Source organism: Vibrio mediterranei, assembly GCF_900088415.1.
Classification (GTDB): domain Bacteria; phylum Pseudomonadota; class Gammaproteobacteria; order Enterobacterales; family Vibrionaceae; genus Vibrio; species Vibrio mediterranei.
The window spans coordinates 83,678-104,280 of sequence record NZ_FLLQ01000011.1; the positions used below are offsets into that span (position 1 = coordinate 83,678).

The following is a 20,603-nucleotide window of genomic DNA, read 5'->3' on the forward strand; positions in this document are numbered from 1 at the left end:
TTGAGTCAGCTACCACATTGTGTCTTCGGATAAGCTAAATTAAGGCGAGCCTAACTAACAAGGCCTTTCAAATTAGCTTTGAGTATATCTCTTACTTCATCAGGAGAAATACCCCACAACTCTGCCAAATACGGAATAACACTGGCCGCATCGGATGGATATAGAATTTTTCCTTTCACCTTGGCAAATGGACCATCTGTTTCCAATAAAATTCGATCTCTTGGTAGCCAAGAAATGACATTCTTCGCTCTTATCGAGAACAACATGGCTGGTCCTATAGAAAAGTAACAACCAAGATCGATTGCTTTCAATACTTGTCTTTTTGTTGCAAGAAACCAATGAAGAATAGGAGTGCCCGCTTTGGGGTGCTCTCTTAAGCATTCTAAAACTGCGTCAACTGCATTTAGGCTATGAATAGTTAATATCTTATCTTTTTGAGATTCACATTTTTTAAGAATATGATTAAAAACAATCAACTGATCGTCAAAATGTTCTTTATAGCCCTTTGAACCATCAAGTCCAATCTCTCCAATATACCGTGTTTCTTCTATCAATGTATCAAACAGGGTAAGCTCGTTTTTTCTCTGATGAGCTAACTGGGGATGCAATCCAAGTGCCGTCCGACAGTTTTTAATATCACGCGTTAAATTAACAGTACCTTTGAAAGCCGAAGGTACTGTCGTAACGGATAATAGATAGCAACCAGTATCACTGATGTCTTTTAAAACCATGTCATAATCGGGGTAAAGATCGACATGGCAATGCATATCCATCATTATATTTTATTCGCCTCAAGAAACGTTTCTACTTCTTTGAGTCCACGTCTAATTGTAGACTCTAATTTTTCTCTTGTAGTTTGTTCATTCGGTAACGAGCCACTTTGTCTAATCCATCCCTTGTAGTCTTGAGATTTATTAAGCCTAATAATTGCAGTCTGCACCGCATGCAAATCATCTCTAGTATCTTTATCGTTATGAACAAATTTTAAGTTCTTACTGACGTATGGTGCATCTTGTGTGAACCCTGCATGATGGACAGATGAACGTCTAATGAGGCAAGGAACACAATGGCCACACTGCATATGTTTTCGATGCCAATGACTACAGGACACGCTCAACGGAATGGCCTTAGCAATTGCAACTTGATCAACACATTCCTCTAACATTTCACCCTTTGTTTGAAATTGGTATGGGTTAACAAATGTCACGTTAAATCCAGCATCTTTTAAGAGTTCTTCAAGACGATTCAAGAAATATGGGTGAGTAGTCCGTGTACTGTGGCTACCAATTCGTCGCCTTGTGAGTGGAGGGTTGATTGAAATATACCCATTCTCAGGAACAATAATTGTAGAAATACTACTATCTTCGTTAGCATTTCTCAGAGCAGAAATCCCCAACACAGCCATAGCTAAAAAGTTAAAGCTTCTTCCACGCATCGTGACATCAGTTTTACCTTTCAATCCAGCCATTAAACTAGGTGAAATGCTATAAGAAAGCTCACCATACTTAGACTTTAAAAGCTTCTTGATGTTCTCTTGTTTAACACCATCTCCACGGTAAGCATGACTAAGCAAAAGCGGTTTATAATTGGATTTACCATTTAGTATATCTATTGCGCCAACAGCACTATCTAACCCACCAGAGAAAAGACAAACTGAGTTTAGTCCTTTGAAGCTATTCAACCTTGCTTTTGATTTGTTACTAACAATAGGTTTAGGCACCTCAAGCAAAGTTTTCGTAAACGTAAACTTCCACTGGTCACCAGTTAAGAAGCTCAAGATAGAACTAAGACGCTCCGATAAACTTCCCCATAATTTTTCGTTAATAACCGGAATATGCAAGTGCATAACCCTTGACCACGCATCTGCCGCATTACCTCGAAGTTCAAATGTCTCAGCAGCAGTAACGGCACTAGCTATGGTTATCAAATCTAAAGCATCCGCATCAATACTAACCCCAAGATCACGTACTTTCTTTAGTAAGCTGCCCGAAGCTCTACTGTGCTTAGAGCTATCGTGTGGGTGCGTACCGAAGAGTTGCACTGGGTGGCACGTCTCGGAATACTCGGGAAGCAAAGAAGGATTATGGTTAAAATAGAAATTAATCATTAAAAGACTCCCATTCATCTACAGTCTGCGATATCGCGTCAATTTGAATTTTAGTGATATTAGCCTGCGATAAATGCCCTCCATTATCACTCGTGATCTTTTCTACTTTAGATTGAGTTATCACTTTTATTAGATCCCTTAATTCTTCTTCCATTTTGTGATGTTTACTAGGGTGTTCAGCATGAAACCAAGCCTTGCCCATTCCATCAACAACATCCTGAAAAATCAGATCAGTTAAATAGCAAGATATAGCTTCTGTTACCACATCATCTGTAAACATGGACTCATCAAACTTTTCTTCATCAGGCAATACTTCCGCTAATGCAAAATCTATTGCTAAACGCACAGATTCAGCATCACCGTTATCAGGTGTTAGATGATCGCTAATACGATCTATCGCTTGGTCAGTAGTTAATCCATTTAACTCAGATAGAGACAGGGTTCTATCGTTATACCTAACGCTGTCACCTTGCATCATCCCCAATAGACCGGAGCCAGCAGTGATACCGCTCGCTAGCCTGCGGCTCACTCCAGAACCTCCACCGGAGCTTCTAGAGTATTTCTTAAGAGAGCCTCTCAAATTAGAGTTGTCACTTCCTGACTTTGCGTAATCCCCAAATGCCCTTCTTGCCCCTGTCAGTCGATTTGGTGACGGAATATTAGGAACTGAGCCCGGAATCTGCTCTTGTACTTTTCCATTATCAACTTCCTGTGGTGGTACGCTAACGTCAGCTCCATTATCAGAACCAACTTCCACTGAACCGCCTTGCTCTGCCCATGGTGGTAACAACGGGCTCTTATTATTAGGTCCGGTACTTGATGCTGAAGTTCCCATTATTTAGTTGCCTCTAGTTCTTTAATCAATGATTCTAGCCATCGTTTCTTGGGAGCTTTCTTCACGAAAGCTAAAAAATTAGCCTTACACCTATCATCATGTGCTGCCAATTGCCTTGCTCCATATATTCCGGAGGTTTTTAGGCTCCAATCTTCAACTTTACGCAACTCTTCGATGAGGCTATCCATCACAGATATGTACTCTTCACTAGCTGTAAGTTCAATCAGTTCAGAGCTCGCTTTACTGGATCTAGTTTTCTGTTTCAACAATCCTTCAAGCATTTTTTGTGCTGCGCCTGACATGACGCTATTAACAGAGCCCATCGGGATATTTTGTCTGCTCAAGTATGCTGCCGCAGTTAGATCTACACCTGTAAACAAAGGTTTTAATCGAGCCCATTTTTCTAGGAAATGAACTTCTTTCTTCCATTCATCAGGTAGCCTTTCGATATCAAACTCTTTATCTGTTCGTTCGAGTTCTTCAATGAGTTCTGGTTTACCACTCTCTGAATCAATGAGCTCATACAGCCTATTTGTTGCTTGAATACCCATGCAGCGTTCAAAAATCACTAGCTTAGTTATTGTTCGCTCATCTAGCTGCATACCTCTACGATGTGCAGTTTTTTTCCTCATCTTAACTTGATTAAGTAAGCGCTTTACGATTCTTGGATTGCCGTTTATGTTCGCAGACTCTGCCAATATTGGAGCCATCTGTTCTGCTATCTTAAACTCTTCTCTAAGCTCAGCGTCATCAAGCTCACACCTTTCTAGTAAATCATCTACCGAAATCTGTCCCTGTTTCCAAGAAAACCTGAGTGATTCTTCCAACCCTAGCCTCAAGCGGTCGAACTCTTTTATTGGGATACCTCTGTCTTGGGCAATTAGCATTATCAGATAGGCTCTAACCTCAGCAAAACCGGGCTTTGGAACATGTACAGGGATTTGAATCAGTTTATCTAGATAGTCAGTTTGGTGACGTACAGAAGCTCCCTTATGGAAATGAGGAATTGCCAAGCGAATCATGTCCGGGTCAGCCGCAACAACAAATGCAGTATTTGGCATGAACAAAAACAATCTAATTGCTTCTAGTGTGGATATCGTATTCTCAGGTAAACATCTATCTAAGTTATCAACATAAACAATTACAGGTTTATCAAAAGCCTTTAGCAACGATATATAGGATTTTCTAAACTCTCTAATCTCTTTTGGAGGAGAGAATTTCTTCTTAGCTTTTACAAGTCCTTTAGCCTTTTTACCAACCTGACCTATTGCTTTAGCATCTTTCTGAACTGCTTCGAAATCCAAATCATCATTTTCATCAAAGGCATCCCCAGCCCAACCAAAAAAGTTCTGAATTGCACCGAATGTCGGCATTCCAGAAATAGCAGCAGCACCTTCAGCCATAAGCCCCATAAACCTTACTTTGTCGATGCGCTTAGCAAAATCAAGTGCCTTTTCAAGTAGTTTTTCATCCTCAGCGGCAGCTTCAACCAATTGTGCTGCGATAGTCTCCAACAGTGCAGCTTTTGCATCGTCGTATCCCTGAAATGTCCATGCATCAAAATGAATCTGGATGTACTCTTGTTCTTCCTTCTCAAGCGCTTTAGCGGTTAACTCTAAAATTGTTGACTTACCAGCACCCCAATCACCAAATACGCCAATAGATATTGGCATTAACTCTTTCTCTGTAATGAGATCTTTGATTGATTCAGCAATCTCATTGAAATTTAAAAAATCGATCTTAGATTCTTTATCTGACCACATGTTTATGTCCTGACAGTACTAATAACAACCGCGTCAGTATTGACTCGGCTGACTGATCCTCAAGTTAAATAAGATTCTATTGAAGGCGTTACTTCTCTGATATCACAAATAAAAACAAATATGTGCTTTGTTTCTTAATAATTTTATCATTCTAATCTGTGAATTTAGCAATTCAAAGATAATAAAACTCAGTTTGTGAGGTAAGAGTATGAGTCAGAGACTTGCCAGATCATTTTGACAAGAGGCTATGAGAATTTGTGCACCAAGCGGCTGAACAAATAGGAAAACAGCTTGCTTTGTTATGACTTAGCTGCCTGTTGGATAATTTGGGAAGCAACTTGCTGACTAAACTATTTTAATGAAGGTTTACTGCTATCTAAACACGTTTTGGGGCAAAAGTTTGCTAGCCAAATCGTACTGATACTGTTTTTGCTTTAATTAGCGAAAAACGAATAACCTCAAGTATGGAAAGTTCACTTAACTCAGTATCCAATCTGCCAAGAGCAGATCAGCCACAGAGGTGCTTTCAACTTTAATTTGCTGAATTTGATTTTTTCGGGGGATGATTTTTAGCCTGTTCTTTGCTTAATCGGTGAGCCGTGTAGCCGACCCAGACAGAAAAAAGCAAGATGCTAACCAATGTAATAGCCAAGAGGGTAAATACGCCATCAAAGCTAAATATCCAAGAGCTTAGGGCTTGCATTATCACCTCCATCTTTGTTTACTTCTGTACATGTTAGCACAAGAAATATTGACACAACTCCGGATGCAACTCTTCATGTTCGCGATGGGTGGGCTCTGATTTTCTAGTACTATTACATAGACGTGCATTGGTTTGCCTTCAAAAAGTTATCCTTGGTCAACGCCTCCTGAAGTTTGTCATCAACACCGGACATTTCGCGTCGCACCGAGTTGATGTTGTCCTGCATCGCTTCGCGCACAGTTTCGGCATCGGATACGGCCTCGGGCGTGTCCCGCTCTTCGAGCCCGCAGTCGGCGATGGCCGCTTCAAGCATCTCACGGGCGTAGTCGCGCTTGAACACCTGCTTGCCCTGTCGGATTTTACCAAGACGTGCCAGCAAGCTTTGGTTGAGTTGGACATCACCGTCCTCATTAACCCCGTAGCTGGGCAGCGGTTTGCCGCTGGTGCGATAGTGCGCAAACAGCTTGGTCAGTTTGGTTGGGTTATCGTCGTGCATGTCGATTTCGGGCAGGCCAACCTGCTGAAGCTCTTCTGGTGATAGTCGTTTTTCAGACATCCTGTGGCCCTCCTGCTTTCGGCACCAGCGATATGTCTTGCAGCTGTGCACGTTGCTCCGGGGTCAGTATTCCCATCAACCGCGCTATCAATCGGTCGTTTTCCCGCCCGGTCTGTTGCAGGCGGGCAACCTGGTCATTCAGTTGCTCGTTCTCCAGCTTCAACCGACTGTTTTCTCGATTCAGTTTGGAGCGGTCATCCAGTATATTCCTACTGAAAAAAGCCTCGACAATCGCCCGGCGCTCGGCGTCGGTCTGCACCTTGGTGCCATTGCGCAGGCGCGTGATTTCGCGCTGCAACTCACGCTTTGACTGGGATTTGGCAGGCTGGCGCGCGGGTTTATGCAGGTCGAACAGGACTGCCAGGTCGCCGTTTTTATCCTCAATCCACTGACACAACTCGAACTGGCGACGTGGGTTGATATTACTGCGGTCCAACTTGGCCCGCGCCGCGATTTTTGCGGGTACCAGTCGACGGTCTTTGGGACTCTCAGCTTTGCCCGATACGATCAGCCCACAGATATGCTTGTATTCCTGCTGCGCGGCATGATACAGCGTCTGGGTGGTGTCTGAGCCCTCTGTCACCCAGGTTGGCAACTTGGTTGGCTCAGGCGCTGACTCGGTGGATTTCGGTTTGAGGAGTTTGTCGCGAACGCTCATGCTATACCCTCGGCGAAGTGGGCCAACTCAGGGAACAGTTTCACTGAGTTGCGAATGGCCTGGCGGCTGCTCTCCTTCAAGATCGGCAATGTCATCGTTTTCTGCTCAATAAAGTCGGCGTGGCTGATGACCGTGACTTGGTGTTTGGTCAGGTGGCTTTTTCGTGACGCGCAGAAGTTGGGGCAGGTCTTACACTTTTCCATCGAGGTACCCGCCGGGTTGGGATTGCCATTTTCGTCAGCACAATTGGCCATGCTGCGGAATCGTTTCATCAGCAGGCAGAAGCCATATTCGTGGGCCGTCACCTGGATGACCTCATCACACAGGGACTCGATATGCGCTTCTGTCTGCTCCGGGCTTAAGATGCGGACCTTGTCGGTAAACTCCTGTTTCATAAACGTGGCCACGCCACCGACGAAATCCGGATCGTCGGCATGGTCATAGACGATGCGAGGCACCAACTCACGGACATATCTGCGATTAATGCGCTCCCGGTCCTGCGCATCCAACTTGTCGCCGGTGTAGCGCCTGGTCCACCAGTGGTTATAGGCGTGGCAGAAGTGCTGGCGGATAAGCTCTTCCACGTTGCCGTCATACTTGCGCAGGCCGAACTCCGCGAAGCTGTGGCGAAACTGGTGACTACTGAGGCTGTCATGCATCGCCTGCACGTCAAAGTCGACTTTTTCGGCTACCCGCTCGCAAAAGGCGGCGTAGTAGGTGTGGAGTCGGAATTGTGCCCTATCTGTCGATAGTAGGGTGGGGGGGGGGGCTGGCGTGAAGTGGGGACGGCAGGGCGCTGAACAGCGGCAGCTCGGTGCCGGTTTTATCGTGGTAGCCGAGCTTTAGCAGCACCTCGAAACTGTCGTCGATGAAGTTGGTTACGCCTTGGGCCTCGCGCAACCCCTGGTTGGTTTTCTCGATACTCGGGCGCATCACCGCCTCCTGACCCGTCTCTGTATCCGGGCGGGTGATGTCGATGCCGCGCAGGGTACGCACCTCGCTCGGCCCGCGCTTGCCCATCACCGACAGGAAAATGACATACAGCGCGCCCTGCAGCGCGTTGTAGTCTGCCTTCAGGGCTCTATGGCCCTGCCAGGGAAAGGTGAACGGTGTGTCGGGGGCATATTTTGCCTGCAGTGCTCGTAGTTTGGCGTGCAGCGGCTTGGCAATCTCGGTTTTGGCCCGGTTGATATCACTGCCTTCTCCACCCGACTCACGGGTTACGGTCAACGTGCTGATGTCGCCGCTGGTGCGGTAAGCCGCCAACTGTGAAGTCTTATTGGATGATCCGCCGTGACTCCAAAACGCGGACACTAGGTCGTGGGCGTTGTGCTCGCGCACCGTGGTAAAGTAGGCCAGTAGTTGCTTGGTGCGCAGCGCATGCAGGGTGTCCAGGGCATCGGCCAGCAGCAGGTGGGCGACCACGAAAGGCACCGCGCCGTAACTGCCGCCCTGTTTCCAGGTGTCCAGGTCGGTACCGAATGCCTTCAGCTCCGCTTTCAGCGCATTTTCAACCGTCTTGCGGGGGAGTTTACAGTCCGGGCCGTCGTTGACATTGCCAGCCTGATAACTGTCCAACCATCGATTGAGCACCGTAATCGTGCGTTCAAAGTTTTGAACGGCCAAGGGCTGGTCGCTGGCGATCAGCGACCGCTCGCCTGCCTCGTTGCTATCCCAGACTCTGAGCACCATCAGCACCGTTAGCTTAACCCAGTCGGCCAGGTGCAGCTCGCATAGCGCCCTGCCTGGGTAATGCTCCGCAGCCAACGCCAGCAGGCGCAGCAGGATATCAGCCTGACGATAAGCGTGGTCCTTTATCGTGGTGTTGCCGTTAACCACCGCCGGCGACCACCAGTCGAGCAGCAGGCGCTGGACCAGCAGGCTATGCGCCTGGGACACCGGATAGGTGACCCAATCTAGCGTGCCGTTCTCAATGCGGTTGGCGCCTCTATCGACAGGCAGTATCCACGTCGCATTCGGGTCTAACGTCACCTGCAAGAGGTCCAGTCGCTGCTGCTGAAGGTCGGAAAGTAACATGGGCATAGGTGTTTGCTCCTTGGTCAGTTCAGGGGTGGGAACGGGAACTGCATCTCTTTGGCCAAGCGTTTCCCTTCTTGCTGCAGGCCGTTATCCAGCCGAGTGAAGGTGTCGGTCAGGTGCAGGTACTGGGCAAGGTGACGCAGCGTGGTTTCGTCCCGGTCAGTGCCCATCAATTCAGGCAAGGAGGCTTCAAGGTGCTGGATATACCCCCACATCATCGCGGCGGTCAGGTCGGTCTGCACTATTAGCAACTGGTCGCCGAGGCCGATTTCACCGGTGATGCTTATCTTGTCCTGCGCGCTGAGCGTGGCCAGCAGGTCCCGCTGGGTTGTGCGGGCAGTGTCGATGTCGCACAGTTTTTCCAGTTCGGCCAGGGATACCGGACGGGATTGTTCGTTCAGGTGCCTGGCTATCTGTTGCGCCAGTTCGATTTTATCGTCACCTACCTTGCGGGCAAAAGCTTGTACCGGGGCCAGGATTTCGCTGACGCCGGCGCGTCTGAAACCATCCTTGTACACATTGCGCCCGGTACTTTTGTCGTGTCCCATGACCTCGTTTTCTATCTCGCTGTGGGTGTCATCCCAGTTACTTTCCAACTCCTGCTCGACCACCAGGCTCTGCCCTATCGGTCCAACGGGCAACGTAACTTTAGCGCTCGGGTTGGCGCGTTTCTTGGCCACGCACTTGGCCAGGATGGCGATAAACGCCTGCGCCTCGCGGGAGTTGCCGGTCTCCGCAATGAAGGTGTCGTGCCACACAGTCCCCTGTACGCTGAGCAGCTCCAGTGGCAGAACGGCAGCGGTCAGAGCATGTGCTGTATTAGTGGCAATAGTGCCGCTTAACTGGGCTGCCGAGCCATACATATACCGGTTATCCGGGTTCAACCCATCCAGTGCCGCTTGGGCCTTCCGCGTCTGCTGCAGCCAGGTATGATACACACCGAAGGGCGGTTCATGTTGACGGTATATCTCGGTGTGGACGTCGGTGCTGTGAGGCTTGGCGCTGGGGCTGCTGGCGCGGCGAAGTTTGATTGTGGAAATCTGCAATTCACGGCGCGCAACCCACACCCCGTCAAACGTCAGCAACTTGATGCCGCTGGTTTGAGCACGCTCGGAGGCCAGCAGCCATACCATCAGCAACTGCTCCAGTTCGCTGTGCACCAGCCAGTCCCGTCCCCAGCGACAGCGTTGTGGAGTCGTAACGTTTCCCGCCCCTCCCAACCAGGGCTTGAGCGGCGCCCAGCCGGTATCGTTTTGGCCATGGCCCTTGGGCCGCGCGCGCAAACTGCCGTCCGGGTTGACGCATCGTGCCAGCAGGGTTTGCTGCGTCTCTGGCGTTATTGGGTGCGCCTCACCATTTGCCCCCGGCACCAGGGCCGGGCGCAGCTTGGCAAAGCAGTAGCACTGCCATTCGGTCAGAAGCGGGTCGGCCTGGATCACCTGCCAGGCGACGGGAGCGACGCGGGAAAGACGCTCGGGGTTGTGTGGTCGTTCTTGGCTAGGCTCCCTTCCGACCAAAAAATTATCTAGCCAACTAAATGCCTGAGCAAATTGAGCAGGCGTGCTGCCCTGAAGCTCATCCAGCGCGTGCTGAATGGCAGGTTTGGCGACAAATGCCTCCCGCTGTGCTTGCAGGCGCTTCAGCAGCCAAATCACCCCGTAGCGCAGACCATTTTTTAATTCATTATTGCTGAATTGGTCTGGCGGGATACCCAGGTAGGGACCAAGTGGCGGTGACTTTGTGTATTTAGGCGTGACTGGCGTGCTGGCGTCGAGCATCTGCCAGGCGGCCTTGAGTGTCGTTGGCCACGTTGACCGCTGATTGCCGAAGCGCTTCTCCAGCGCACGGAGCAGCACTTTTCGAAGCTCTGACATGCGGCTCCATACGTTATAGGGGGTCTCGTTGGCTTTCAGATGGTCCAGCCAGTCGCTGAAGCAGTGCGCAGGCAGCGGTACGGCTACGCTGTTGCCATCTTCGTCCTCGGTGGTGATGGGGTAATCTTTTGTATTAAGAAAGGCGAAAAACGCCCGCACCGCCGCGTTGCGGTGGCTCTTCTGACTGATACCCAGCCGAACCGCATACTCGGATTGGGTGAAAGAATCCAGCAGGATGTCGACCAGAGCGTCATCGGCATAGCGCGCGGGGGCGCTCAACACGTCCACTCTGGCTTTGTTATTCACTTCAATCACCACCTGGCGTGGGTTCAAACGCCGGCTGGGCAGGTCACTCATCACCAGACGGCCGTCAGCGACCCTCTGAATCACGTCAGTGGTTGTGAAGACCTTCATGCCGCCTCCTTGCGCTGTATGGCCTTGTATTTGGCCTCATTCATGTGTAAATTTTCGAATACCCGACTGCGGCTGTTGCGCAGCGCATCGAACTGGATATACAACTTGGTGGTCTCGACATCCTTGTGGCCCAGGCGTACAGGTACCAGTACCCAGGCTTCACCGCCCCGGCCTTCGTCGTACAACTCCTGAACCAGATTGGTGCCAAAACTCTTGCGAAGCCGATGATACCCTTGCTTGTGTACGCGTTTCAGCTTGGCCTTGCGGCACGCATTTTTGAACACGGTGCTGGCGTGTTTCGAATCACGCAGCGGCTGGCCCTGACGGGTACTGATCAGCGGTCCGTGCCCTTGGTTGATGCCGTCGCGGTACTTGGTTAGGTAATCCCAGATGAATTCGCACAGTTTCGGGGGAATGAGCAGATCGCGGTTGCTGGCACCCTTACCACTGATCCTTACTGTCGCCACCGACCACAGTCCGTCGTTTTCTTCCCGTGCTTTAGCAATCGCTTTGCTCACCTCAAGCGCGTTGAGATCGTGTACCTCATGCGCTCGGGTGCCGCACTCGTAACCCAAGCGCAGACAAAGTCGGTCGCGCAAGCGGATGAATTCATCGGCGTTGTCCACCGCAGGTAACAGCGTGTCGTTAAACACCGTTTTATCGATATACAGCGGGTGGAAGCTGTGCTGATTGGCATGGTGGGCGATTTTGTCCACCGGCTCTTTGGTGTACAGGTGCTCGTAGTTCCACTCAAAGCAGGGCATCGAGTCGAGGTAACCCCGCTCCACCTGCCACTCGTAAAACTGCTTCAGCGTGGTAATGTGGCGTTGCATGGTGGCTTTTTTGTATCCCCTGTGTTGAAACAACTCACCGTGTAGGTAACCGGTCATTTCTTGCTGACCAATGGCCGCCCACCCGCCTAGTGGCTTGGCCATGCGGACAAAGGACAGTAGGTCGGCGGCATACCCCCTGGCCGTATTCGGCGGACTGGTTTTGGCAATAGCCGCTAGCCACAGGTTCTCGGAAAACAACATCTGTTCGTCGTCGTCGAGAAGTACATACACATCGCAATACAGCGGTTGGCCGTCGTTCGGGCTAACGGCATACTGACAATCTACAACTTTCACCTTGCGCATACATACCCCAATTATTGTCGGGTGGGTGCTTTTGTTGTAAATGTAGTCTAAAAAACTTTGCCATACTGAAATTGTGCACCTGCTCATCTTTGTCAACAAAAATGGGGTTTTTGGTCAGCTCCCGATAAATAATCATCCTTCGGGAGTGGCAGAGCCCAGCCAAGCCGATAGGCGTATCACTAGACGGTTATCTGATGCACTCGGTTTAGTCGATATTCGAGTTTTGGACCATTTTGTCGTTGGAGATGGGGAAGTCGTCTCTTTTGCAGAAAGAGGCTGGATTTAACGGCCTAAATAGAAGAAAGTACATTTTATTGTAATAACTGTGATACAGAGCTTTTGTTTTGGTGATTTTCTGCTATGATTCGCGCACTAAATTATCAACCAACATCAGCTCAAAGTGAAAAAGATCAGCAAATCCTTAAAAAAGGATCTGTTCGGGTCTTGAGCAATGCATGTCAAGTTAGTATAATGCGCGACCTTTGATAGCCTTGTATGGGTACTCCATAATGGTTATGGCCTCTTATAATTGAGGTTCGGCCACCAAGGTTGATATCGAGCTGAAACGATTTGGAGAAGACATTCATGTCCCGAGTATGCCAAGTAACTGGTAAGCGTCCTGTAACGGGTAACAACCGTTCACACGCACGAAATGCTACCAAGCGTCGTTTTCTGCCGAACCTACAAACTCATCGTTTCTGGGTAGAAAGCGAAAAACGCTTTGTTAAACTACGTCTGACCGCTAAGGGTATGCGTATTATTGATAAGAAAGGCATCGATGCTGTTCTTGTTGATATCCGTGCTCGTGGCGAGAACGTATAAGAGGAATTAAGCAATGGCTAAAGGCATTCGTGAGAAAATTCGTCTAGTATCATCTGCTGGTACTGGTCACTTCTACACAACTGACAAGAACAAGCGTAACATGCCAGGCAAATTTGAGATCAAAAAGTTTGATCCAGTTGTTCGCCAACACGTTATGTACAAAGAAGCTAAAATCAAGTAATTGATAAGTTTCTTCTTGTTATGTATTGAAAACCCAGCCTAGTGCTGGGTTTTTTATTGCCTGAATTTCAGGCTCGGTTAACGCTCTCGCTAAAAAGGGCTTAAACCGCCCCTTCAAAACCAAACTGTCGCCACGCTTCATAGGAAATAATCGCCACCGCATTGGATAGGTTTAAACTGCGTGCATCTGGCATCATCGGAATGCGAATGCGTTGCTCCATCGGTAGACTTTCAATCACTTCTGCGGGCAGGCCGCGGGTCTCTGGTCCAAATAGCAATACATCACCTTGCTGGTACTTCGCATCCGTGTGATGGCCGGTGGTTTTTGTGGTGCAAGCAAACAAGCGGTAGCTCGGATTGTTCTCTTCAAGGTAAGCGATAAAGGCGGCGTAGTCTTTATGACGTTTGACGCGAGCTAGATCATGATAGTCGAGACCGGCGCGACGCACTTTCTTCTCTTCTAAATCAAAACCAAGTGGCTCAATTAGGTGTAGGTTTGCGCCACAGTTGGCACAAAGTCGGATGATGTTTCCGGTATTAGGAGCAATTTCTGGCTCGTAAAGGGCGATATCAAACATATTGGCTGTCGACTCATACTAAACAATGAGATGAGTATACCTGAAGAGTAAAAAGAACGGCATCCTTCAAGCTTATCGTTATCCTGAAAACTATCGTCATCCCCCTGTAGGCGGGGAGCTACCCAAAGTGCACACCAAGCCTCATGTAGATTCCTGTCTACACAGGAATGACGACGTTGTAGAGTACGTCGTAGCTAAAATTGTCGTCATCCCCGCGAAGGCGGGGAGCTACCCATAGCGCGCATCAAGCCTCAAGTAGATTCCTGTCTACACAGGAATGACGACGTTGTAGAGTACGTCGTAGTTAAAATTGTCGTCATCCCCGCGAAGGCGGGGAGCTACCCATAGCGCGCATCAAGCCTCAAGTAGATTCCTGTCTATACAGGAATGACTATGCTATAGAGTATGTCGTAACCCCAATTATCGTCGCCTCTGCGCAGGCAGAAGTGACGAGATACTCTAACTGCGAGATTAAAGCTTATCCGTCACAGCTAGCGTTGCCGCTACCATGTCATGACCAAACTTAATACTGCGCTCTGGTGACCAACCGTAGAAAGGATCGGGATAGTTGTTGTTATCCTTAAATGGCATTTCAATAGTGTAAGACAAGCACTTAAATTGCTCTGCAACCCAATTAGAGCCAACCGTTAGGTTAGCCTTGCCCGGTTCATCCTTATCATAGCCATAGTCGTCTTGGAACTCAGGTGTGATAGTCAGTAGTGCCTGTTTGAACGCCGATTCAAGTGATGCTAAGCGCTCATCATAAGATGGGATCCCTTCAGAGCCAGCAGCAAAGTTGTATGGAATTGCTTCGTCACCGTGAATATCAAGGAACATATCCACACCGGCTTGCAGCATACGTTCACGTACTAGATAGACTTCAGGGCTCTGTTCCATAGAAGGCGTTTGCCATTCACGGTTAAGGTTCACGCCCACTGCATTGGTTCTAAGGTGGCCGCGAATGCTGCCATCAGGGTTCATATTTGGTACCACATACACAACGGCTTGCTCAAGTAAGGCTTGAGCGGCGGTGTCGCTGTCATCAACAAGACGCTGAATTAGGCCTTCAATAAACCATTCCGCCATAGACTCACCTGGATGCTGGCGTGCAATGATCCAAATGTTCTTCTTACCTTCTTCTGGCTCACCAAACGTTAGCAACGACATATCGTTACCATCAAGAGTATGGCCTAGAGTTTCAAGGGTGCAGTGGTGCTCGTTTTGAGCCATGTGCAATAAGTCGAGATGACGATCGTAGCTGTAGGGAGCAAAGTAAGCGAAGTACATTGAGCTTCTCTCTGGAAGGAAGCTACAGCTCAAGGTGTCGCCGTCAAAGTCACAAGGAATACGAAACCACTCCTCACGATCGTAGGACGCGACAATATCGTATCCCTTCCAGCCCTCTGGATAGGCTGACTTAGCTAAGTCTATGATCTTAATAGTGTGTGCTAGCTCAGGTGTTGACTCCAAGCGAAAGTGAAACCACTGATAAAATTCTGACTGATTGTCGTTGACGATTTTAACTTGGATATCATCTTTGTCATCGGCTTTGACTACTTGGATATTGCCACTTTCAAAGTTGCTGAAGATTTTCATCGGCTGAGTTCTCTTTATTCTGTGTTTGAGCAAGACGTCGAGGCTACCACATACCGCGCCTATTTGAGTATAAATACAATGTCAGTTTCGTGCCGACTTTATAGCGGGAGCTCAACATGCATCTTTAAACCTCCTAAATGGCTTCGCGATGCTGTTATCTGACCACTATGCTGCAAGATTGCGCTCTGTGTTATAGCAAGTCCCAAACCCGTGCCTCCGGAATCTCTATCGCGAGCTGTTGATACGCGGTAGAAAGGACGGAAAATATCTTGTAGCTCGTCATCTGGTACGCCTGGACCGTCATCCTCCACAGTAATCAGCAATGTCTCTTTATGAGTAGACAGGGTAATATCAATAGTGGTTGTGCCGTAGCGAATGGCATTTCTTACGATGTTCTCAATAGCACTCATGAGCAGTTTTGGGTTACCAGTGACTGTGACGTCTGGGATAGTGGTAAAGCGTAAGGTCTTGCCTACTTGCTCTGCTTCAAACTCTGCATCGCTGAAGATCTCTTCCCATAAGCTACTAGCTGGTTGTGACTCGCGTGTTACATGGCTGTCAGTGTTCATGCGTGACAGCTCTAAAAGCTCGCCAATCATCTGTTCTAACCGTTGTGCTTCAGTATCAATACGCAACAGTTCTTGGCTTTCACCTTGCTTACGAGTTGCGAGTGCCGTTGCCATTCTCAAGCGAGTAAGTGGCGAGCGTAGTTCATGAGAAATATCGGACAATAAACGCTGCTGTCCAGAGATCATTTGATTCACGGCCATTACCATTTGGTTAAAGCTGCTGCCTGCTTGCTTGAACTCGGATGTGCCTTTTTCCAACTCAGGATCCTGCTTGAACTCACCATTTGCCACTCGCTTCGCTGCACGCTCTAATCTTCTCGCGGGTTGGCTTAATGCCCATGCGAGCCATAAGAGTAGTGGGGTACTGACCGCCATCACGGCAAATAGCAGTTGGAATGGCTTATCAAACATTCGCAGCAAGAACGGTGGCGGCTCTGTCCAACGTAAGCCGATATACAGATAAAAATTTTGTTTGGCTAGTTTAATCGGAACGGGACCTGCGAGCATGTAGCGGCCATACAGTTTCTGCATTGGTGTATCGAATGAGTCAACAGAGGTGATAAAATTCTTGAGGATTTTGGTCTTAAAATCCGGGTGTTTCTGTGTGCTGAGAATGTTACCTTCTTTATCAACGATAAACATACTTGGGCTACGTGGCTTACGGTTACCCATATGTTTAGGTTCAGGTTTATCAAGCTGATAGATAATACGCCCAAGGTTGGTTTGTCCTTCAAAACGTTTTTCTACTTTATCTCTTAAGGACAATAACTGTTGTAGTGGCTCTCCGGAAATCTCTTTAGTGACGCGCGGATCAAGGTGCGGTAAAGCAAGCACCGCAATGAGGACCAATAACATGGTAAACCAGAATATGGCAAAGATACGGCCATAAAGGCTGGTTATCTTGGGCAGTTTCATCATTATTCCTTAACCAACAAATATCCGCGTCCACGCAGTGTCTTGATACGTGGTTTGCCATCGGCTTTTTCTGGGAGTTTTTTACGTAAATTCGAGACATGCATATCGACGGCGCGATCGAAAGCAGACAACCTTTTCCCTAGCACATCAAGACTGAGAGACTCTTTAGTTAAAGTCTCCCCTGGTTTTTGTACGAAATAGTGTAACAGTGCAAATTCTGTAGTAGTTAAGTCTAGTAACTGCCCTTGGCAGTGAGCTTCTTGTTTGCCTGGGAAAACTTGAATGTCGTCGAACGACAGGCAATCAGTAGCGGTTGATTCTGGCTTAGATTGAGTGCGACGAAGAATCGCTTTAATGCGAGCGAGCAATTCTCGATCACTAAACGGTTTCGGTAAGTAGTCATCGGCGCCAAGCTCTAGACCGATAACACGATCTATTTCCTCACCTTTAGCCGTCAGCATCAAAACAGGGGTTTCCCACTTTTCGCGTAGTTTCTTTAGGGTATCCATACCATTGAGCCGTGGCATCATGACATCCATCAATACCAGATCGATATCCTGATGCATTGCTTCTAATCCGGCGATTCCGTCATTAGCCTCAGAGATCTCAAATCCTTCAAAGCTCAAGATGTCTTTAAGTAAGCTGGTTAGCTCGGTATCGTCATCAATGATAAGTATGTGTGCCATAAACTACCTCTATCTTGTCCTGTGCCTTGTAATAATAAAGCGTTAAATATCAGAAAAAGCGATCTTTACGATTCTTTACGCTCACTGTACGTTACTTTACTCACCAGACCCTATTCTATACTCAAGCGCTGCAGAGGCAGCCATGGTATGAATCACATAAGGGTAAAGATTATGAAACTTTCAAAAAAACTGGTTATCGCTGCAACGGTTCTTCCACTAGCATTAGGTTCAGCAAGCGCATTGGCATACGGTGGTGGCAAAGGTGGTCATCATGGTAAAGGCGGCGAAGGGATGTGCGGTGGCTTCGATGGTAAGCGTATGTTCCGTGAACTTGACTTGACGGATGCTCAGAAAGAGCAAATGAAAGAACTTCGTCAGGCAAACAAAGAAGCCATGAAAGCGAAATTCTCGGGTGACTTTGCTGCTAAGAAAGCAGAAATGCAAGCTCGCCAACAAAAGATGCAAGATCTCGTACTTGCTGACAACTTTGATGCGGATGCAGCGAACGCTCTGGCTTCAGAAATGGTACAGCAACAAACAGAGCGTCGTGTTCAAATGCTTGAGAAGCAACACGAAATGCTTAATATTCTAACGCCAGAACAAAAAGTGAAGTTCAAAGAGCTTCAGCAAGAGCGAATGGAAAAGTGTTTCTCTAAAATGGAGTCTCGTGCGGAGAAGCGTGCTGCTCAGTAACCATAACGAGTTCTTGGTTCGATAATAATATAGCCCCTATGAGCTTTTTAGTCAGAGGGGCTTTCGTTTATACGACGCACCAAAGAATTTTGTCCTCAGAGCCTCGTCCGAGTATTTGTCACTATTTTGTGTGACATCCAGCACGCTTTTTCTATTTTTGTCATCATTTATCAGTATACTTATACCGTGTTAGCAACAAGACAGGGAACGAGTGCAAGCATGACAAAGGGCAACTACGCTAAGTTGGTGACTACCGCAGCATGGGCTGCTACCACGATCGCGACTATCCTTCTTATTACCAAAGTGGTTACATGGTGGATAACAGGTTCTGTTAGTCTGCTAGCGTCAGTGATCGACTCACTGCTAGATATTGCAGCATCAGTGGTTAATTTACTGGTGGTGCGCTACTCACTGCAACCTGCTGACAAAGAACATACATTTGGACACGGTAAGGCGGAGTCGTTAGCTGCTCTAGCACAAGCCATGTTCATTTCTGGTTCCGCTTGCTTTCTTATCTTAAACGGCGTTGATCGTTTCTTTAGACCTCATGAATTGAACTCGCCTGAGCTAGGTATTTATGTCAGCTTTTTTGCGCTAGTGGTCACCTCTGGTCTAGTTGCATTTCAGAAATACGTGGTGCGCGAAACAGGCAGTCAGGCGATAGCGGCGGACTCGTTACACTATCAAACTGACTTGTATATGAACGCCGCTATTATGATCGCGCTCGCCTTGAGTTGGTATGGCATAGGTCAAGCAGACTCAGTATTTGCCATCGGCATTGGTATCTTCATACTGGTAAGCGCCGTTAAGATGGCTTATGAAGCAATACAGTCATTGCTTGATAGGCAGCTTCCCGAAGAGGAACTCGTCAGAATTCGAGAAGTGTGTAACGAGGTTGAAGGTGTCATCGGCGTCCACCAACTACGAACACGAATGTCTGGACCAGTGCGTTTTATTCAACTGCATTTAGAGTTAGATGATAACTTGCGCCTGATTGATGCTCATAAAATTGCCGATTGTGCAGAAGAGCGATTAATGCTGGAGTTTCCTGAAGCGGATGTCATTATCCATCAAGATCCATACTCTGTTGTGTTATCGGAAGAAAAACAGCAAAAAGAGCAGGACTGGTAACCAATACGTAAACAAAAGTGACTGTGAAAGCATTGAGAATGGCAACTTCAAAATCGATTGTCTATTATCAAGGCTCATGATAAAAAAGTGCGATTCTGATGTGAATCAACACAATAGTTCTTATAAACTGTAATACTCTTACATAAGTAATAAAGTTACGTCGGTGATGTTTTGGGGAACACATCGAAAAATCGTAGCAATAACAACAAATTCCGTGTGTCGCTACTAGGCGGTACACTCAAAATTGAAATTAGATTGCCAAATCGAGGGTGAGCATGATTAAGAAAATCGGTGTTTTGACAAGTGGTGGTGATGCACCAGGTATGAATGCTGCGGTACGTGGCGTAGTTCGTACGGCTTTGTCAGCGGATTTAGAAGTATACGGCGTATACGACGGTTACCTAGGTCTGTATGAAGACCGCATCCAGAAACTGGATCGTTCAAGCGTTTCTGACGTTATCAACCGTGGTGGTACTTTCTTAGGTTCTGCACGCTTCCCAGAGTTTAAAGAAGTGGAAGTCCGCGAAAAAGCGATTGAAAACCTTAAGAAGCACGGTATCGATGCTCTAGTAGTTATCGGTGGTGACGGTTCGTACATGGGTGCGAAGAAGTTGACTGAAATGGGTTACCCATGTATTGGTCTACCAGGCACTATCGATAACGATATCGCAGGTACTGACTACACAATTGGTTACCTAACAGCACTGAACACTGTTATCGATGCGATTGACCGTCTACGTGACACGTCTTCATCTCACCAACGCATCTCAATCGTTGAAATCATGGGTCGCCACTGCGGTGACTTAACGCTTATGTCTGCGATTGCTGGTGGTTGTGAGTACATCATCACACCAGAAACTGGCTTGAACAAAGATCAGCTTATCAACAATATCCAAGACGGTATTGCGAAAGGTAAGAAGCACGCTATCATCGCGCTGACTGAGCTTATGATGGATGCTAACGAGCTGGCTAAAGAGATTGAGACTGCAACTGGTCGTGAAACTCGTGCAACGGTTCTAGGTCACATCCAACGTGGTGGTCGTCCAACTGCGTTTGACCGCGTACTAGCGTCTCGCATGGGTAACTATGCAGTACACCTTCTAATGGAAGGTCATGGTGGTCGTTGTGTGGGTATCCAGAAAGAGCAATTGGTACACCATGACATCATTGATGCGATCGAGAACATGAAGCGTCCAGTTCGCGACGACCTATTCAAGGTTGCAGAAGAGTTGTTCTAACTGACAGCGATTCTAAAGATAACAAACCGCGGCTTAAGTCGCGGTTTTTATTTGCCTCAATAAAATGAAGGCATAAAAAAACAGGCTCGAATGAGCCTGCTTTTCAGTA

Annotated in this window: 19 protein-coding genes and 1 pseudogene; 6 read left to right on the forward strand and 14 right to left on the reverse strand. The window is 47.8% G+C overall.

Annotated elements, in window-relative coordinates:
• Positions 1-50: 50 nt before the first annotated feature.
• The 10 genes from qatD to VME0621_RS22995 all read right to left on the reverse strand — a co-directional run bounded on the left by qatD (position 51) and on the right by VME0621_RS22995 (position 12,086).
• Positions 51-776, reverse strand: a complete 726-nt coding sequence (gene qatD, locus VME0621_RS22945; RefSeq protein ID WP_062461707.1) for a Qat anti-phage system TatD family nuclease QatD — start codon at positions 774-776, stop codon at positions 51-53.
• The gene (gene qatC, locus VME0621_RS22950; RefSeq protein ID WP_062461710.1) at positions 776-2,107 is read right to left on the reverse strand and encodes a Qat anti-phage system QueC-like protein QatC; all 1,332 of its coding nucleotides are present in this window, start codon (positions 2,105-2,107) and stop codon (positions 776-778) included. The genes qatD and qatC overlap by 1 nt, the downstream gene beginning before the upstream one ends.
• Positions 2,100-2,942: a Qat anti-phage system associated protein QatB gene (locus tag VME0621_RS22955; RefSeq protein WP_062461714.1), complete on the reverse strand. Its 843-nt coding sequence runs from the start codon at positions 2,940-2,942 to the stop codon at positions 2,100-2,102. The genes qatC and VME0621_RS22955 overlap by 8 nt, the downstream gene beginning before the upstream one ends.
• Positions 2,942-4,705 (reverse strand): KAP family P-loop NTPase fold protein, encoded by a 1,764-nt coding sequence (locus tag VME0621_RS22960; protein WP_062461715.1) that lies wholly within the window; start codon positions 4,703-4,705, stop codon positions 2,942-2,944. The genes VME0621_RS22955 and VME0621_RS22960 overlap by 1 nt, the downstream gene beginning before the upstream one ends.
• An 815-nt stretch (positions 4,706-5,520) precedes the next feature.
• The gene (locus tag VME0621_RS22965) at positions 5,521-5,964 is read right to left on the reverse strand and encodes a hypothetical protein (protein ID WP_062461718.1); all 444 of its coding nucleotides are present in this window, start codon (positions 5,962-5,964) and stop codon (positions 5,521-5,523) included.
• Positions 5,957-6,622 (reverse strand): hypothetical protein, encoded by a 666-nt coding sequence (locus tag VME0621_RS22970; RefSeq protein ID WP_062461721.1) that lies wholly within the window; start codon positions 6,620-6,622, stop codon positions 5,957-5,959. Before VME0621_RS22970 ends, VME0621_RS22965 begins: the two co-directional genes overlap by 8 nt.
• On the reverse strand, positions 6,619-7,281 hold the full coding sequence (locus VME0621_RS26720; RefSeq protein ID WP_156750286.1) for a hypothetical protein: 663 nt from the start codon (positions 7,279-7,281) through the stop codon (positions 6,619-6,621). The genes VME0621_RS22970 and VME0621_RS26720 overlap by 4 nt, the downstream gene beginning before the upstream one ends.
• Positions 7,282-7,360: 79 nt before the next feature.
• Positions 7,361-8,665: a hypothetical protein gene (locus tag VME0621_RS22985; protein WP_065311745.1), complete on the reverse strand. Its 1,305-nt coding sequence runs from the start codon at positions 8,663-8,665 to the stop codon at positions 7,361-7,363.
• A gap of 17 nt (positions 8,666-8,682) precedes the next feature.
• A complete protein-coding gene (locus tag VME0621_RS22990; RefSeq protein ID WP_062461727.1) occupies positions 8,683-10,950 on the reverse strand; it encodes a hypothetical protein in 2,268 nt (755 codons plus the stop codon).
• On the reverse strand, positions 10,947-12,086 hold the full coding sequence (locus VME0621_RS22995) for a tyrosine-type recombinase/integrase (protein ID WP_062461729.1): 1,140 nt from the start codon (positions 12,084-12,086) through the stop codon (positions 10,947-10,949). Before VME0621_RS22995 ends, VME0621_RS22990 begins: the two co-directional genes overlap by 4 nt.
• Positions 12,087-12,213: 127 nt before the next feature.
• Between VME0621_RS22995 and VME0621_RS26370 the strand changes: the two are divergent.
• The 3 genes and pseudogenes from VME0621_RS26370 to rpmG form a co-directional block, all read left to right on the forward strand.
• Positions 12,214-12,372: pseudogene (locus tag VME0621_RS26370) on the forward strand (JAB domain-containing protein); the annotation flags it as partial.
• 299 nt (positions 12,373-12,671) lie between these two features.
• On the forward strand, positions 12,672-12,908 hold the full coding sequence (rpmB, locus tag VME0621_RS23000) for a 50S ribosomal protein L28 (protein WP_004728407.1): 237 nt from the start codon (positions 12,672-12,674) through the stop codon (positions 12,906-12,908).
• A 13-nt stretch (positions 12,909-12,921) separates the two neighbouring features.
• On the forward strand, positions 12,922-13,089 hold the full coding sequence (rpmG, locus tag VME0621_RS23005; protein WP_002535344.1) for a 50S ribosomal protein L33: 168 nt from the start codon (positions 12,922-12,924) through the stop codon (positions 13,087-13,089).
• Positions 13,090-13,189: 100 nt separating this feature from the next.
• Here rpmG and trmL read toward each other — a convergent pair whose 3' ends face one another.
• The 4 genes from trmL to VME0621_RS23025 all read right to left on the reverse strand — a co-directional run bounded on the left by trmL (position 13,190) and on the right by VME0621_RS23025 (position 17,432).
• Positions 13,190-13,666 carry a tRNA (uridine(34)/cytosine(34)/5-carboxymethylaminomethyluridine(34)-2'-O)-methyltransferase TrmL gene (gene trmL / locus VME0621_RS23010; RefSeq protein ID WP_062461733.1) on the reverse strand — a complete coding sequence of 159 codons (477 nt, stop codon included), beginning with the start codon at positions 13,664-13,666 and terminating at the stop codon, positions 13,190-13,192.
• A gap of 471 nt (positions 13,667-14,137) precedes the next feature.
• A complete protein-coding gene (locus VME0621_RS23015; RefSeq protein ID WP_062461736.1) occupies positions 14,138-15,262 on the reverse strand; it encodes a M14 family metallopeptidase in 1,125 nt (374 codons plus the stop codon).
• A 98-nt stretch (positions 15,263-15,360) separates the two neighbouring features.
• The gene (gene cpxA, locus VME0621_RS23020; protein ID WP_062461739.1) at positions 15,361-16,746 is read right to left on the reverse strand and encodes an envelope stress sensor histidine kinase CpxA; all 1,386 of its coding nucleotides are present in this window, start codon (positions 16,744-16,746) and stop codon (positions 15,361-15,363) included.
• 2 nt (positions 16,747-16,748) lie between these two features.
• Positions 16,749-17,432, reverse strand: coding sequence for a response regulator (locus tag VME0621_RS23025; protein WP_062461742.1), 684 nt, complete (start codon positions 17,430-17,432; stop codon positions 16,749-16,751).
• A gap of 171 nt (positions 17,433-17,603) precedes the next feature.
• Between VME0621_RS23025 and VME0621_RS23030 the strand changes: the two genes are divergently transcribed.
• The 3 genes from VME0621_RS23030 to pfkA all read left to right on the forward strand — a co-directional run bounded on the left by VME0621_RS23030 (position 17,604) and on the right by pfkA (position 20,494).
• Entirely contained in the window at positions 17,604-18,125 is a 522-nt protein-coding gene (locus VME0621_RS23030) for a CpxP family protein (protein WP_062461746.1), read from the forward strand.
• Between the two features lie 219 nt (positions 18,126-18,344).
• Positions 18,345-19,256, forward strand: coding sequence for a CDF family cation-efflux transporter FieF (fieF, locus tag VME0621_RS23035; protein ID WP_062461749.1), 912 nt, complete (start codon positions 18,345-18,347; stop codon positions 19,254-19,256).
• Between the two features lie 275 nt (positions 19,257-19,531).
• Positions 19,532-20,494: a 6-phosphofructokinase gene (gene pfkA, locus VME0621_RS23040; protein ID WP_062461752.1), complete on the forward strand. Its 963-nt coding sequence runs from the start codon at positions 19,532-19,534 to the stop codon at positions 20,492-20,494.
• Positions 20,495-20,603: the final 109 nt, after the last annotated feature.

Coding starts and splice junctions, on each gene's coding strand:
- VME0621_RS23025 (WP_062461742.1), bottom strand. CDS start 17,432: ATGGCACACATACTTATCATTGATGACGATACCGAGCTAACCAGCTTA.
- VME0621_RS23030 (WP_062461746.1), top strand. CDS start 17,604: ATGAAACTTTCAAAAAAACTGGTTATCGCTGCAACGGTTCTTCCACTA.
- VME0621_RS22955 (WP_062461714.1), bottom strand. CDS start 2,942: ATGGGAACTTCAGCATCAAGTACCGGACCTAATAATAAGAGCCCGTTG.
- rpmB (WP_004728407.1), top strand. CDS start 12,672: ATGTCCCGAGTATGCCAAGTAACTGGTAAGCGTCCTGTAACGGGTAAC.
- VME0621_RS22965 (WP_062461718.1), bottom strand. CDS start 5,964: ATGTCTGAAAAACGACTATCACCAGAAGAGCTTCAGCAGGTTGGCCTG.
- cpxA (WP_062461739.1), bottom strand. CDS start 16,746: ATGAAACTGCCCAAGATAACCAGCCTTTATGGCCGTATCTTTGCCATA.
- VME0621_RS22985 (WP_065311745.1), bottom strand. CDS start 8,665: ATGCCCATGTTACTTTCCGACCTTCAGCAGCAGCGACTGGACCTCTTG.
- VME0621_RS22990 (WP_062461727.1), bottom strand. CDS start 10,950: ATGAAGGTCTTCACAACCACTGACGTGATTCAGAGGGTCGCTGACGGC.
- VME0621_RS23015 (WP_062461736.1), bottom strand. CDS start 15,262: ATGAAAATCTTCAGCAACTTTGAAAGTGGCAATATCCAAGTAGTCAAA.
- VME0621_RS22970 (WP_062461721.1), bottom strand. CDS start 6,622: ATGAGCGTTCGCGACAAACTCCTCAAACCGAAATCCACCGAGTCAGCG.
- VME0621_RS22960 (WP_062461715.1), bottom strand. CDS start 4,705: ATGTGGTCAGATAAAGAATCTAAGATCGATTTTTTAAATTTCAATGAG.
- rpmG (WP_002535344.1), top strand. CDS start 12,922: ATGGCTAAAGGCATTCGTGAGAAAATTCGTCTAGTATCATCTGCTGGT.
- VME0621_RS22995 (WP_062461729.1), bottom strand. CDS start 12,086: ATGCGCAAGGTGAAAGTTGTAGATTGTCAGTATGCCGTTAGCCCGAAC.
- trmL (WP_062461733.1), bottom strand. CDS start 13,666: ATGTTTGATATCGCCCTTTACGAGCCAGAAATTGCTCCTAATACCGGA.
- VME0621_RS26720 (WP_156750286.1), bottom strand. CDS start 7,281: ATGCATGACAGCCTCAGTAGTCACCAGTTTCGCCACAGCTTCGCGGAG.
- qatC (WP_062461710.1), bottom strand. CDS start 2,107: ATGATTAATTTCTATTTTAACCATAATCCTTCTTTGCTTCCCGAGTAT.
- qatD (WP_062461707.1), bottom strand. CDS start 776: ATGATGGATATGCATTGCCATGTCGATCTTTACCCCGATTATGACATG.
- fieF (WP_062461749.1), top strand. CDS start 18,345: ATGACAAAGGGCAACTACGCTAAGTTGGTGACTACCGCAGCATGGGCT.
- pfkA (WP_062461752.1), top strand. CDS start 19,532: ATGATTAAGAAAATCGGTGTTTTGACAAGTGGTGGTGATGCACCAGGT.